This window comes from Chitinophaga sancti (genome assembly GCF_034087045.1).
Classification (GTDB): Bacteria; Bacteroidota; Bacteroidia; order Chitinophagales; family Chitinophagaceae; genus Chitinophaga; species Chitinophaga sancti_B.
In genome coordinates, this window is sequence record NZ_CP139247.1 from 5,869,224 (window position 1) to 5,883,583 (window position 14,360).

The following is a 14,360-nucleotide window of genomic DNA, read 5'->3' on the forward strand; positions in this document are numbered from 1 at the left end:
GGATAACCGTTATTTCGGCTTCTTCTTCGATGACTGCTGCTGCATCGTTTCCTCATTCATATCCTCCGCTGTCTTCGGATTCGTCAGGTCCTTCTTCTTCATATCCAACGGTTGTCCCACCGGATACTTTCCTAACTGCAACGCATCGTGAAACACCTTATCTATATGCACCCACTTCCCTCCTTTCCACTTAAACCCTTCATAATCCAGATCCGGTACATACGTAGATGGCTTCCCCTTCTGATTCGTTTCAGAGATCAGATGATCATACACGATCATATCCATCTCCGCATTATAACTCAAACTAATCGTCGCCTCCTTCTTATACTCCAATATAAACCTGTTCTTCAGCGGCTTCGGCACTGTATCTTCCGCAAAACTAAAGAATGGTCCGCCAAACACAGGCTTGCCATCCTTAAATGACAACATCTCTATCATCTTCTTCTGACTTCTCAGGTTATTTGCATCCCACCCAAACAAGGTATAATAATCCGTATTAAAGAACCTGCGTTGCAATATCTTATAATACAGGCACCCATACCAGTTCTTATTATCCGTAATCGTATCCGTGTTCAATATATAATCAGACGCATCGAACAGCGGGAACAACTTCAGCTTCCCATCTTCCGTACGCATCTGTATCGCCCCATAATGGTGGAAAAAAGTATTTTCCCGCTCCACCCCCCATGTAAAAATACGGAATGTACTATCCTGCGGATATTGAATAGAAACTGTTGTAATTGAATCAAAAGGAAAATAGAAAGAATTCGGGGTCTTCAGCGCCTGCACCAGTTTTGGGATGAAACGGTCACTTGCATTCTGCCGGGAATCTTCATCTCTGCCACGTAAAATAAGGTCAGATAAGTATTTCAGTGAGTCCTGCTGCGCGTTCAACGATGCCGCATCAGTCGCACTGATTCTTTGCCCCCGTACAGTAGCAGCCACAAACAGCAGACAGGATAACCCAATTATGCGCACTTTCTTCATAGCCTTATTTACGTTATATGAAACAAATTTATTGTATGATCTTCGAAAATTCCAATAAATTGTCACACTTAAAATCGATCATCGGATCAGGAAATGCCTGCCACGGTTTGGTAGAAGGGATAAATACCGTCTTCATTCCCAACTGTTTCCCGAATTTCATATCTCCCATGGTATTCCCCACCATTATTGATTTACTGAAATCTATCTCAGGAAATGCTGCCTTGGCCTGCATCGCCATACCTGACTGCGGCTTACGGCAGGGACTGTCATTATTCACATCCGGACAGTGGTAAATGGCATCTATCCTACCCCCGTGGGTACGGATTTCGGAAAGCATATGCCTATGAATATCTTCCAACCCTTCTTCTGTCAGCAACCCTCTTCCTATACAACGCTGGTTCGTTGTGATCACAATACGGCCAAAACGGGCATTCAACACAGGCATTGCCGCCAGTACACCTTCCGAAAACCGGAACATATCCCATTGCAGCACATACCCATCTTTAATCTCCTCGTTCATGACCCCATCGCGGTCCAGGAACAACGTCCAGCTATTATCTATTGCTATCATGCCAGTTCTTGCTGCGCCCGCTCATAATCTGCCGGTACGCCAATGTCTATAAAATAGGAATCACTCTCAAAACCGTACACTTTACCACTTTGCACCTGTGCTTCCAGTACATCTTTTTCAAAGGAGAATTTCTTTGGCAGATCCAAACTTTCCAGGTACTCCCTGTTCGCCACATAAATACCACCATTGATCAGCCCTTCCTCGCAATATTCCTTTTCGAGGAAAGCGGTGATCCTTTTATTGTTATCCAGCTTTACACTGCCGTAACGATCAAATTGTTTCATCGGCTTCAATGCCAGTGACAATGCACTCCCCTTTTCTTCGTGAAAGTTTGAATAATCAAACAGGTCTACATTGAAAAGGGTATCCCCATTCATGATGAAGAATGCATCTTCTTCCAACTCTTCCAGTGCATTCATGATCGCTCCACCGGTACCCAGCGGTTCTTCCTCGATCACAAAATCCACCTTCAACATCCATTCGTTGGACTCAATGTATTCTATCACCTGTTCTGACAGGTGTCCCAATGATAATACCACATGCGTCATTCCTTCTTTGAGCAGGTAACGCAACAGGTAATCTATAAAAGGAACATCGCCCACAGGGGCCATGCATTTAGGCTTATCCGCCACCACACTACGCAACCGGGTACCCAGCCCTCCTGCTAATACAATACATTCTGTAATCATGATCCGAAAAGGTTATTTTCTACAATTTCACAAATGATATGACCAATAGTAATATGCGACTCCTGGATACGCGGTGTATCGGTAGAAGGTACGTTCAGCAGATAGTCGCTTCCATCTTTCATTTTACCACCAGATTGCCCTGTCATGCTTACCACGATCATTCCTTTGGACTTGGCCACCTTAATGGCTTCCAGGATATTGGCAGAATTGCCTGAGGTAGAAATGCCGACAAACACATCGCCTGCCTGACCAATACCACGCAGCATGCGTGCATACACTTCGCTGTAACCATAGTCATTGCCGACAGCGGTCAGGAATGAGGTATTACAATGCAGTGCTTCGGAATACAGTGGTGTTCTGTCTTTATAAAAACGTCCGGAAAACTCAGCGGCCAGGTGTTGCGCATCCGCAGCACTACCGCCATTCCCCGCAAATAATACTTTATGATTTTGCTGGAAGCAACCCGTCATCACACTAGCTACCTGTGCGATGGTTCTCACTAATTCGTCGTCGTTGATAATCGCCTGTTTTACCGCGATGCTTTCCTGTATTGTCTTAATTATTTTCTCTGTCATTGTTGCTGCTTTTAAATGGTCCAGGTGTTCACTCCCTGATGCGTAAAATGATAGCGTTTTACCTGGCCACCAAAGGCATTCAGGGCATCGACTACGGCATAACGTGTATTCCGTGGACAGTAAAATATCATAAAGCCACCGCCACCAGCACCGGAGATCTTGCCTCCTGAAGCACCGGCACCTTTAGCCGCTTCGTAAATTTCGTCTAATTGTGTGTTGGAAATGCCTTTGGCCATGTTTTTCTTATGCTGAAAACCATAGTCCAGGATCTCTCCGATTTTATCGATCTCACCTCTCAGCAGGGCTTCTTTCATCATCACTGACTGCTCTTTCAGGTGGTGCATGGCTTCAATGCTGGATTCTTTCTTATCCGTTACATTCTTCTGTTGTTCAGAAATAATGCTGCTGGACAAACGGCTGGTAGAAGTATAGTACAATACCAGGTTATTCTCCAGTTCATCGAGGTATTTTTGCTTAATGCGCAGGGGATTCACGATCACCTTATCGCCGTAAAATTCCATGAAGTTTACACCACCAAAGGTCGCGGCATACTGATCCTGTTTACCACCAGCCTGTTGCAGGTCTTCTCTCTCGATGCAATAAGCCAGGTGTGCCATATCATACTCACCCAGCGGCAGTTTCAGCCACTCTGCAAATGCGCCCAGCACCGCCACCACCAGTGTGGAAGAGGTACCCAGACCGGAACCAGCCGGAGCATCTACAAAGGTAGTGAGTTTAAAACCCGATGGAATACCATAATCTTTTGCCACACGGTTGATGACACCTTTCAGGATATCCAGTTTACCATCATAGGCCAGCGGGAAAACGGCTTCGCATTCCAGTTGTTCTTTTCTGTCTGCCGACTCAAAAAGGACTTTGTTTTCAGCAATCGGCTCTATGGCTGCTCTGGCGTATAACGAGATAGTAGCGTTCAGGATAGCGCCACCAAACATATCAGAATATGGACTTACATCGGTACCACCGCCTGCCAGTCCCAGGCGTAATGGTGCTTTACTACGATAGATCATGTTTAAATAATATGGACCGGCAAGATAAATGATTCCTGTGGCCGAACATTTAAAAAACCGTTAAAATATCTTACAAACCTGTCAGGCGGAGAATTTCTTTTGCCAGTCTGTCCCAGGAATACTTTTGCTTTTCTATGTGAACAGCCGCTGTCATATCGGTTTCCCTGTTGCCAATATAGTATTTTTCTATGGCGGCAGCGATATCTGCAGGATCAGGTTCGCATTGGAAACCCACTACATTGTCAGGCACCATTTCGACTAATCCTCCTACCCTTGTCACAACCATTGGTTTTTCGAAGTGGTAAGCGATCTGTGAAATGCCACTCTGGGTAGCGCTTTTATAAGGTTGTACCACCAGGTCGGCAGCACAGAAGTAGTTCTTAACAGCGTCGTTTGGAATAAAATCGGTGTGCATGAGAATGCGGTCACCCAGTTGTAGTTTGGCGAGCAACTCCTTGTAAGGGGTGGCGTCTTCGTAGTATTCGCCTGCTACGATCAGGTGTACATCCAGCTTTTTCATTCTTTCGTCTGCCATAGCCTGCATGAGCAGATCGAGGCCTTTGTATTGGCGGATAAAGCCGAAAAAGAGAATGTACTTTTTGTTTTCATCCAGCTTCAATACCGCTTTGGCGGCCGGTTTTGAAATCGGCGTGCCATAGTTGTCGTAAATGGGATGAGGTATGAGTGATACTGGTTTATTTGGTTCAAACACCTTGAGATCATCCAGTACGGATTGGCTCATGGCGATGAAGGCATCCACCGGTTTCAGGAAGTATTTAGTAAAGGCCACATCGCCCGGACGTTTTTCATGGGGCACCACATTGTCGAGGATAGAAAGGGCTTTGGTATTGCCTCTTTTACCTAAACGCAGCAGGGAACCCAGGGCAGGACCCATAAGTGGCAGCCAGAATTTGGCAATGACCAGGTCTGGCTTCATTTTGCGGATTTGTCGGCCCACTTTCAACCAGTTCAGCGGATTGATAGAATTAATCCTTCTGGTGATATGCAGGTGAGGCGGCGCCGCTTCTGTCGCATATTGACTTTTGCCGGGGAAAATAAATTTCGGGTATTGCAGGGTAAAGGTCCAGATCTCTACATCTGCGTCCTTTTGCAGTTCTTCAGCCAGTCTTTCATTGTAGGCGGCAAGACCTCCACGATAAGGCCAGGCGGGTCCCAGGATAAGTATCTTCTTTCTTCCCATCAGCAATTATTTCGTGCGGTCTAAAGTAGTTTCAACGAGGTAGTCGTTTCGTTCCACGGCATTTCTAGTCACCAGTTCTCCAATGAAACCAGCGAGGAACAGCTGAGATCCAATGATCATGGCCAGCAGTGCCAGATAGAAGATCGGGCGTTCAGTCATTTTAAAGACATCATTGAAGATCTTCTCGTAACCGAGATATGCTGCGATGACGAAACCGATCATAAAACACAAGGTACCCATTGCGCCAAAGAGGTGCATAGGGCGCTTGCCAAACTTCCCGATGAACATGATGGTAGCCAGGTCCAGGAAGCCGTTGATAAAGCGTTCCAGGCCAAACTTGGATACTCCGTATTTACGGGCGCGGTGTTCCACCACTTTCTCTCCGATATTGCGGAAACCATTCCATTTCGCAATAACCGGGATGTAGCGGTGCATTTCACCATATACTTCTATGCTTTTTACCACTTTTTTACGGTAGGATTTCAGGCCGCAGTTCATGTCGTGCAGCTTGACCCCACTCATCCTGGTAGTGGTCCAGTTGTATAATTTAGAAGGGAGGTTTTTGGTCAGGGCGCTATCATATCGTTTCTTTTTCCAGCCGCTCACGATGTCGAAGCCGCCTTCTTTGATCATGCTGTACAGCTCTGGTATTTCGTCAGGACTATCCTGCAGATCGGCGTCCATGGTGATGATCACATCGCCTTTGGCCATCTTGAAGCCTTCGTTGAGGGCGGCAGATTTGCCATAGTTGCGCTGGAACTTGATGCCTTTGATATTGGCGTTGGCAGCGGCCAGGGTTTGGATCACCTCCCAAGAATTGTCAGTACTACCATCATCTACCATCCACACTTCATAGGAAAACTGGTTCTCCTTCATGACACGGTCTATCCATGCTGCCAGTTCCGGCAGTGATTCATCTTCGTTTTTTAAGGGAACGATTACGGAAATATCCATCTTAAATTACTATGTATTAAATGGTTACTTTCTACGAACAATCAGGGAAAGTATCGCAGAAAGGATGAATGATTTAATCAGCTTTTGCAGATAATTTATGACACTGCCTGCAATTGTCACGCCATATTCACCTGTTTCCGCCTCTTTTAGTTCCCTGTTGTAATCGGATTCAGAGTAACCCAATGCTTTGTAAAGGTTTTTCATATCCCTCACATCGGCAATATGTGCCTGTTTCATCTGTTCTACCAGTGAAGGATCGATAAAATTGAATAGGACATAGGTAAAAATGACCCCGATCAGCAGTGAAATTACGAAAGTCGTAAAGATAGGCTGCAGAACGGTCTTAAAATCTATTTTTCCCCCATGGGCCTTTCTGCGTTCCAGGCCAGCCAGGAGGGCGCAGATGGCGGTAACTGCGAGTTCGATGCCGCCGAAAAGGAGGCTTTGCAGTTTGATCGGGTTGGTGAAATAGAAGATCAGCCCGACAGCAACGACGGATAATCCTGCTATTAAACCCCATTTAACGCCCTGGTTGGGAGAAGATGCATTACTCATACTCAAAATGACATTTATTATAGTTGGGCATTGGTGCCGGTTTCTTAAGCCTCTATGCCAGCGATCCGGGTATTGGTGCCACTAATAATCCCTTTCACGGACCCTTTTAACCGGGCGCCAAGATACGCCGAATTTTTGGACCTGCTCGCCAGATGTGCGGTGGTCAGCGTCCATTCTTCCTCCGGATCAAAGATGGTGAGGTTAGCGACCGCACCTACAGCCAGACTGTGAGCAGGGAGGTTAAAGATCCTCCGTGGCTGAATGGCCAGCATATCGATCAGTTTTTCCAGCGGCACTTCCGGCAGGTATTGACGGAGTACGCCAAAGGCACTTTCCAGACCAATCATCCCATTCTTAGCATATTCAAATTCAAGGACTTTGGCATCCCAGTCCTGTGGCAGGTGGTGGGTGGCAAAGCAGTCGATCAGCCCATCTTTCACCGCTTGTTGCAGGGCTTTTACATCTTCCTTGCCGCGGAGGGGTGGATTGACCTTGAGGTTGGAATCGTAAGTTTCCAGTTGATTGTCAGTGAGTGACAGGTGGTATGGAGTTACGGAGCAGGTCACTTTTACGCCTTTCTTCTTCGCTTCGGATATAAGCTGGATAGATTTGGCGGTACTTACCCCGGTAAAGTGAATTTTGGAATCGGTGTATGCTGCCAGTTCCAGGTCCCGCTGAATGATCAGTTCTTCCGCGATGGCAGGTTTTCCGGGCATACCCAGCTGTGTGCTGTAGATGCCTTCGTTCATGAGGCCGTGAGCAGAGATACTCAGGTCATCAGGCATTTGTATGATAGTACCGTCGATGGCTTTTACGTATTGGAGAGCTTTGAGCATGATACCTGGGCTCTGGATGGGTTTCAGGCCATCCGAGAAGGCTACAGCGCCGGCTTCGCGCATTTCGTACATCTCTGCCAGTGAAGTGCCTTCGATATTTTTGGTAACAGCACCAATGGGGAGCACCTGAACCCCGGTATGGCGGGTACGGCTGATGACGTACTCGATTTGCGGCTTGGTGTGCAGGGCGGGTTGGGTATTGGGTACGATGAGTACAGTGGTATACCCACCTTTTGCAGCAGCGGCGGCGCCACTTTGAAGGTCTTCTTTGTATTCCTGACCAGGATCAGAAAAGTGAGCGAATACATCGGTCCATCCTGGAGACACAGAGAGGTTTTTACCTTCTACGATCCGGGCATTGGGCGCAGAGATGTTGTTTCCAATGTGGCTGATGATGCCATTTTCGATTAAAATGTCCTGTTGCTGGCCATGGTTGGGAGCACCAGGAGCTGTGATCTGTACGTTTTTGAGTAATATATGCATGCTATACTAACTGAGTCTAAACCGTTCTGAAATACCGGGGACAAAAGTAATAGAAATTCGGGGTAAGGAGTGCAGGCGGGGATAAAAAAGCTGATGGGGTGTGGGATGCCCCTTTCGAGGTGTTGAATCCTGCTAAGCCCCCTCCTACTGTGGGAGAAAGTTGTTTTCACGCTGTATAGGCAGGCAAGGGCCAGGCTTCAGGGCATAGATTGCTGGAATCGGCTATGGCCGGATGGTGGTATAAATACCCATTTACGCTTAGATGAGCGTTTCTCATGTGATAAGTAATATGGAGGCTGACAATGGCCTGAAACCAGTTATTGAGTAAAGTCACGCTGGCGATATCCATTACCAGTGCGATAATAAGTGGTAAGATTGAGTGAGGTCACGCTGGCGATATCCATCATCATTAATAACCCGATATACGATACCTGATCAATGGGCAAAGAAATATTTTTTAACAAAAGCATGCTGCTGATTTTCTGTCATCCTATCAGCTTGCATGGTTTCGATCTTTTTATTATCAAAATGATGATCTGTTTTCAGCAAATTTACCAGCTCAGTTTTAGCCTCAGTAGGGCCAAAAATTAACACCTCATCATAGTTTTCTATGACGGCAGCTATCTCTTTATAATAAGCAGATTCTTCATGCTGCTCTTTATGGTGCATTGCTTTTTCACCTTTATTCAAAGTCTCCTTCTTTTCCTCGTAGGTAAATTTTGAATTGATAGTTTTAATTTTCATTTCGCTACCTATCATTTCCATCAGGTAGGCACTTGCATGATCCATCCAGATACCTATATATTTTTTTTCCATAACTTTTCTACTTTTGAATAATTTGAAACAAATTCGTTTAGCAATGTATTGTAGTCGTCTAAATTGCCAACGGTGATAACCGGCTTCGCTACATTTGGAATTGTAACAGGCATCTCAATAATGTATTTGGATAATTCCGGAAAATCCTGGTGAATACCCATTGTGGTATTCATAATGGCATTAGTAATTTCATTTTCTGTTTTCATATTTTTATCATTTATTTAAGTAAAACCCCTTCAGGTATTATAATATAAAAAGCGATCTATTATTTTATTTTAAACTGTGAAATAACAGGTTTTTAAAAATATTTATTGTGCACACATTCCACCATCAATTACCTGTGTTGTACCGGTAATAAACTGACTGTCATCGCTGGCTAGAAACAATACCAATTTTGCAATTTCAATGGGCTCAGCATAACGACCCAATGGGATAGCAGCCTCAAATTTCTTTTTTATTTCTTCGCCATGACCGGTGGATGCACCTTCTTCTATCGAACGCATCATCCGGTTGTTTACCGGCGACGGATGAATAGAATTAACCCTGATATGCAGGGGCGCCGCTTCAATGGCTGTTGTTCTCATAATACCGACAACAGCATGTTTACTGGTTACATAGGCACTTAAACCAGCAAAGCCTAATAGCCCTGCTACTGATGAGGTCAGGATAATACTTCCGCCTGTATTCATTTGGGGTAAGGCATATTTATTGCCCAGCCATGTTCCTTTTACATTTACGGCAATTACCCTGTCAAAAATATCTTCAGGATAATCTGTAATGGGTTTCACCACACCTTCAATACCGGCGTTGTTAAAAAAAATGTCGATCTTTCCAAATAAACTTACCGCTTCATTGATGTAACGTTCCACGTCAACTGCCTTTGACACATCTGCAGTACAATATTTTACCTGGTCACTGTTTAATTCCTCCACAGAATTTTTCAATGCGTCTTCCGAAAGGTCAACCAGCAATACATTTGCGCCTTCTTCTAATAACAATTTTGCCGTTACTTTCCCTATACTGCCTGCGCCACCGGTTATAACCGCAACTTTATTTTCTAACTTTTTCATATTGTTTTGTGTTTCTAATATCTGTTATATCAATTCCTGTTCATTCAATCTCAAAATGATCCATTGACAGGTAGCAGCAGTACAACATTTTGAAACCGTTGAGGAAATTAATAGCATTTCAAACTACTTACCTGTAATTTTTTTAAATCAACATACTACTCGGCTTGCAGAAGTAGATACTTTGAATTTGCGTTGAACATTGAATAAATGGAATTTAAAAGGTGGTATATTATTCCATAAGGAATAAAAACGGTGGAAAATAACGCTTCCACCGTTTTAATATTTTTTAGTCGATAAGCATAAATTCATAGTCAACAACTAATTCATTTTTTACATCCAGGATACCAGGTGTTTTCCAGGCGATACGGCCTGCTTCATCCCTCTGGTACCAGGAATTGACCGTTCCAGTTAATGTAACAGTTGTTCCAGATACAGAAACGTTAATATCATTATCCTTTACGGACCAGTTTCTGGCAATGGCATTTTCAACTTTTTTCTTTTCAATCACATAGTGGCTTTCCAGTTTGATTTGAATGTTGTTGGTTACACCTTTCACACCAGTTAGATAACTGACAGCATTTTGTGCTACTTCTCTCTGGTAATGCCATGGTAATTCACCTTCTAATGCAACCCACCCCTCTTCTACTTTTACCATTACCTTGTCTTTAGGAATTGCCCAGTTATTTTTCAATCCAACCAGGACTTCATTGGCTACTTCACCATCTGTTTTAATCCATGAGTTTGGAAATTTAACAGCGATTTTTTCAACCCGGCTTTTACCCCGATTACTTTTTTGGCAGTATTTTCGGCTTCCAATTTCTTAGCGTAGCTATCTACTGTTCCTGTTAAAGAAACAATACCGTCTTTGGCTGTAACACCAATTTCTGCTCCATTCAATAATGGTTCCCATTTGATGGCATTTTGAACATCCCTTTGTAATTCTGCATTATTTTTCATTTCGGAATAATTATGGATTGCAGCGAAAATGTTGCAATAACACAAAGGTGAAGATTTGGGTACTTTAAATTGTTATACAGTTACTAAAATAAGTTGCATGATTCACACATTACTTTGAATTTCATGACGCTTAAAATGGTATTTCAGAATTCTGTAGTGGAGACGTGTTGGCGGATCTGAATGAGCAATACATCAAAGCAAATTTATATTTTCCTTCCATTCTCCATACATTCAATTTCTGTTTTCTCCTTTTTAATGTTCTGGCGAATAAAACTGAACAGGCTCATGTAAAAATTAGCTACCCAGACCAATGAAAACCCCGCAATTAAATATCCACGCCAGTCATCCATTAGTAATTTATAACCTGTTAAAAAGAGGGTTGCTATAGCTATATAATGGCTAAAGCAATATTCACAAGTAAACAGGTAAAAAAACTTCCGCACTAATAAGGTTTTGGCTGTTTTACTTTTTTTACTGCAATAGTCTCTTGGTTCCCTGAATACCTCTTCATGTGTAACTGTCCATGCTATGCAGGCAACGGGTATTGCCAACAAAAAAAGCCACGCTGTTTGCAAAAAAATAGTCATACCAGTGTTGGTTTCTTTTGATAAATAAGATAGTCAGTATAGTTCCTCCCCTATTTTTACCAGCGTAAATGCAATAATGATAAAGCAATCGAAAAAAAGTGGGAACAACCATTACCTTAATCTGATACCTTCCAAAAGTGTATCATTTCTTATTTTTCAATTTCTGCACTTTAAAAATAGGCATCGGTGCTGCGTACAAGGATTTGCCGGCCGTATAATTCCTATCCATTTCTATCATAATTGCATATACTGCTATGCTGATGATAGATGCAAAAAAGCACCAGACAGAAAGTATATAGTGTTCATAAAACATTGCAGAAATGATATATGAAGTCAAAATCGCCAAACCCAGCATCCATATTCTTTTAATGGATGAAAAGAAAGGAGAAACAACGGTGGCAAGTGCATATAATACAATACCATATTTTCTGAGTGATGGAGGAAAATCTAATGTATATGCAATGTGGTACCCAACAATATCAGCCTTAACCGGATATCTTATTAAACACCAGGCAAAATATACTCCTACTATTAATCCTGCAGCAACAAAGTAACGCCCCATCCGTTTTCGGCCGGCTTCTTCTTCCAGCAGCAATATGGCAACCGGCACCCAAATAGGCCAGACCACCTGTGCAAAAAAAAGGAAAATATAGGTAAAGGAAACCTGGGTTGCCAAATATGCCGGATTGGGTAAGGATAGCCATAGTACTCCTTCTGCTGATTGCTGTACCGCAAAAATAAGGGGTATGGCCGCAAACATAGTCTGAGAGGAATGTTTCACTTTTTTAAAAGTGGCCACTCCAATAATGGCAAGCACAACACCTGCGCTAAAGCTTGCAGTGGCTGAAAAGCACATAGGATTTTTTTTTGCTGAATTAATTTAAACAACCAATTAGTTCATTAATATGCTACCCTTCAGGCCCTCTCCGGAAAAGGATTGGCAGATGGCAGTTGGTTATGTTTTTTGTGTGTGCCTGACTGAAAAAGCCTTAATAGATTTATCAAGGTCTTTCTCAAGTGTATTAATCAGGCCTTTATTATTAGCAGTCAGGGTTTTCTTTACTGAAACAATCAGCTTTTCCTTCAATTCTTTAATCTCTTTCGTTTTCATGATATATGATTTGATTTGAATGTAGTATTCAACTTGTACTGTATTTAATGAATTAAAAAAAACGGTAAGCATTCTTCTCTTTTAAACTCATTCATCCATTAATGAATAATCATAATAAACCACCAGTTCATTATCTACTGACCATACGCCAGGTGCATTAAAGGTAATCCGTCCTGCTTCAGTTTTCTGGCACCAGGAATCCACAGTACCTGTCAATGTAGCCTTATGACCAGACACCTTAACATCAATGTCATTTTCATAAATTGACCAGTTAAGTTTAAGTGCGCTTTCTATATCTGCTTTAACAATGGCTGCATTTAAATCAGATTTAATTTTGATATTGTTTGAAACCCCCGTTACCCCTAACAGATTCTTTACAGCATCGTTAGCAGCTGTTCTTTCATAATGCCATTGAAATTCTCCTTCCAATGTAACCCATCCTTTTTCAACTTTTACTTTCACATTGTCATTTGGCACACGCCAGTTCCATTCAAAAGCATTTAATATTTCGGAAGCAATCTCATTGTCATCATTTGGAGCATAAGAGCTACTGAATTTAACCTCAATTTTTTCAACAACTGCCATAACACCAGCTACATTCTTTGCAGCATCTTCAGCTTCAGATTTTTTAGTATAATTATCTACCACACCGGTAAGTGTTACTACACCATCTTTTACGATTACGCCAATTTCTGTTGCGCTCAATAAAGGCTCCCATTTGATGGCATCCTGAACATCCTTCTGTAAGTCTGTGTAATTTTTCATTTTATTAAAATTGAAATTGCAAATGAATCTTACAATTATGTAAGGTCAGTTTATATCATACAGCACTCCTTTACTGTCATTATTCTCTCGTATTCACGGCTGCAAGAGGAGTGATTTGGTTAATTATTTAGTAAAGGTCGGTCTATCCGGACTGGAAAGTATTACACAATAAAAAGAATGAGTTGTATTATTCACACATTTGAATGACTGTGTTACGTATTATAAGTAACTTGGATTTTTTAGGCGGTAATAAAGGTTTGCCAGGGAACCGTTCTAACAGCGATTCTAAAATGGGTAGATCATAAAGTAAAAGGAATGGTGAAATTAATAAATATTTGAAACGATCAAACAACGTCATGGAATCAGAAATACCTGTAACCTCCAAACCGGGAAAATTTTTACTATCCAAAAAAGCAGATTCATTCTTCAGGGATATCTATAACGTTTATATATTCATCTTACAGTATTTTAAGGAACTCTTTTCAGCACCATTTGAATGGAAGGAATTAATCAACCAGTGCTACCAGGTTGGCTACAGATCATTACCCCTAATTTCGTTAACAGGCTTTATAACCGGCACCGTATTTACAAAGCAATCCCGCCCATCCCTGTCAGAGTTTGGAGCTACCTCATGGCTTCCCTCTTTGATATCAATTGCTATCATCCGTGCACTTGCTCCGTTGGTTACGGCTTTGATTGCCGCAGGAAAAGTAGGTTCTAATATGGGAGCCGAACTGGGCTCCATGAAAGTAACCGAACAAATTGATGCTATGGAAGTATCCGGTACCAATCCATTTAAATATTTAGTTGTAACAAGAATCACAGCTATCACTTTAATGCTTCCTATATTGGTGATTTACACCGGCCTGATCGGGATGCTGGGGTCTTTTCTAAATATTCATCAAAATGAGTTGACAAGTTTTCCTGCCTTTATCAGCAGTGCTTTCAAAACAATTTCATTTCTTGATATTACCGCTTCCGTTTTCAAAGCAGTGTGTTATGGTTTTACTATAGGCGTAGCCGGCTGTTACCAGGGTTATTATGCACAAAATGGAACCAAGGGCGTAGGTACTGCTGCAAATGTAGCTGTAGTCCTTTCGATGTTTATGATTTTCGTGGAGGAAATGGTAATTGTACAGGTTGTAAATGCATTTAGATAAATTGAATAGTGAGTT

General features: G+C 42.5%; 19 protein-coding genes. 1 reads left to right on the forward strand and 18 read right to left on the reverse strand.

The window, feature by feature from the left end; all coding sequences use genetic code 11:
- Window positions 1-9 precede the first annotated feature (9 nt).
- From SIO70_RS23810 to SIO70_RS23895, 18 genes are all read right to left on the reverse strand, one after another.
- Window positions 10-987: a hypothetical protein gene (locus SIO70_RS23810; RefSeq protein WP_320574956.1), complete on the reverse strand. Its 978-nt coding sequence runs from the start codon at window positions 985-987 to the stop codon at window positions 10-12.
- Between the two features lie 28 nt (window positions 988-1,015).
- On the reverse strand, window positions 1,016-1,558 hold the full coding sequence (locus SIO70_RS23815; RefSeq protein WP_320574958.1) for an HAD-IIIA family hydrolase: 543 nt from the start codon (window positions 1,556-1,558) through the stop codon (window positions 1,016-1,018).
- Complete coding sequence (locus SIO70_RS23820) at window positions 1,555-2,247, reverse strand: nucleotidyltransferase family protein (protein ID WP_320574959.1); 693 nt, start codon at window positions 2,245-2,247, stop codon at window positions 1,555-1,557. Before SIO70_RS23820 ends, SIO70_RS23815 begins: the two co-directional genes overlap by 4 nt.
- Window positions 2,244-2,822, reverse strand: a complete 579-nt coding sequence (locus SIO70_RS23825; protein ID WP_320574961.1) for a D-sedoheptulose 7-phosphate isomerase — start codon at window positions 2,820-2,822, stop codon at window positions 2,244-2,246. Before SIO70_RS23825 ends, SIO70_RS23820 begins: the two co-directional genes overlap by 4 nt.
- Window positions 2,823-2,833: 11 nt before the next feature.
- Window positions 2,834-3,850: a dehydrogenase gene (locus tag SIO70_RS23830; protein ID WP_320574963.1), complete on the reverse strand. Its 1,017-nt coding sequence runs from the start codon at window positions 3,848-3,850 to the stop codon at window positions 2,834-2,836.
- 70 nt (window positions 3,851-3,920) lie between these two features.
- Entirely contained in the window at window positions 3,921-5,051 is a 1,131-nt protein-coding gene (locus tag SIO70_RS23835; RefSeq protein ID WP_320574965.1) for a glycosyltransferase, read from the reverse strand.
- 6 nt (window positions 5,052-5,057) lie between these two features.
- Window positions 5,058-6,005, reverse strand: coding sequence for a glycosyltransferase family 2 protein (locus tag SIO70_RS23840; RefSeq protein WP_320574966.1), 948 nt, complete (start codon window positions 6,003-6,005; stop codon window positions 5,058-5,060).
- Window positions 6,006-6,029: 24 nt separating this feature from the next.
- Complete coding sequence (locus SIO70_RS23845; protein WP_320574968.1) at window positions 6,030-6,560, reverse strand: DUF4199 domain-containing protein; 531 nt, start codon at window positions 6,558-6,560, stop codon at window positions 6,030-6,032.
- A gap of 44 nt (window positions 6,561-6,604) precedes the next feature.
- Window positions 6,605-7,879: a dihydroorotase gene (locus tag SIO70_RS23850; protein WP_320574970.1), complete on the reverse strand. Its 1,275-nt coding sequence runs from the start codon at window positions 7,877-7,879 to the stop codon at window positions 6,605-6,607.
- 317 nt (window positions 7,880-8,196) lie between these two features.
- Window positions 8,197-8,325: a hypothetical protein gene (locus SIO70_RS23855; protein ID WP_320574972.1), complete on the reverse strand. Its 129-nt coding sequence runs from the start codon at window positions 8,323-8,325 to the stop codon at window positions 8,197-8,199.
- Complete coding sequence (locus tag SIO70_RS23860) at window positions 8,315-8,695, reverse strand: hypothetical protein (RefSeq protein ID WP_320574974.1); 381 nt, start codon at window positions 8,693-8,695, stop codon at window positions 8,315-8,317. Before SIO70_RS23860 ends, SIO70_RS23855 begins: the two co-directional genes overlap by 11 nt.
- Window positions 8,677-8,901, reverse strand: a complete 225-nt coding sequence (locus SIO70_RS23865; RefSeq protein WP_320574975.1) for a hypothetical protein — start codon at window positions 8,899-8,901, stop codon at window positions 8,677-8,679. The genes SIO70_RS23860 and SIO70_RS23865 overlap by 19 nt, the downstream gene beginning before the upstream one ends.
- Before the next feature lie 102 nt (window positions 8,902-9,003).
- Window positions 9,004-9,765, reverse strand: coding sequence for an SDR family NAD(P)-dependent oxidoreductase (locus SIO70_RS23870; protein ID WP_320574977.1), 762 nt, complete (start codon window positions 9,763-9,765; stop codon window positions 9,004-9,006).
- Window positions 9,766-10,051: 286 nt separating this feature from the next.
- Window positions 10,052-10,420: a BON domain-containing protein gene (locus SIO70_RS23875; protein ID WP_414017876.1), complete on the reverse strand. Its 369-nt coding sequence runs from the start codon at window positions 10,418-10,420 to the stop codon at window positions 10,052-10,054.
- 56 nt (window positions 10,421-10,476) lie between these two features.
- Window positions 10,477-10,722: a BON domain-containing protein gene (locus SIO70_RS23880; RefSeq protein WP_320574981.1), complete on the reverse strand. Its 246-nt coding sequence runs from the start codon at window positions 10,720-10,722 to the stop codon at window positions 10,477-10,479.
- A 729-nt stretch (window positions 10,723-11,451) separates the two neighbouring features.
- On the reverse strand, window positions 11,452-12,165 hold the full coding sequence (locus tag SIO70_RS23885) for a DUF6629 family protein (RefSeq protein ID WP_320574983.1): 714 nt from the start codon (window positions 12,163-12,165) through the stop codon (window positions 11,452-11,454).
- A gap of 99 nt (window positions 12,166-12,264) precedes the next feature.
- Complete coding sequence (locus SIO70_RS23890) at window positions 12,265-12,420, reverse strand: hypothetical protein (RefSeq protein ID WP_320574985.1); 156 nt, start codon at window positions 12,418-12,420, stop codon at window positions 12,265-12,267.
- Window positions 12,421-12,507: 87 nt separating this feature from the next.
- On the reverse strand, window positions 12,508-13,185 hold the full coding sequence (locus SIO70_RS23895) for a BON domain-containing protein (protein WP_320574987.1): 678 nt from the start codon (window positions 13,183-13,185) through the stop codon (window positions 12,508-12,510).
- A 356-nt stretch (window positions 13,186-13,541) separates the two neighbouring features.
- Here SIO70_RS23895 and SIO70_RS23900 point away from each other — a divergent pair, with 356 nt between their 5' ends.
- A complete protein-coding gene (locus SIO70_RS23900) occupies window positions 13,542-14,345 on the forward strand; it encodes an ABC transporter permease (RefSeq protein ID WP_320574989.1) in 804 nt (267 codons plus the stop codon).
- Window positions 14,346-14,360 lie beyond the last annotated feature (15 nt).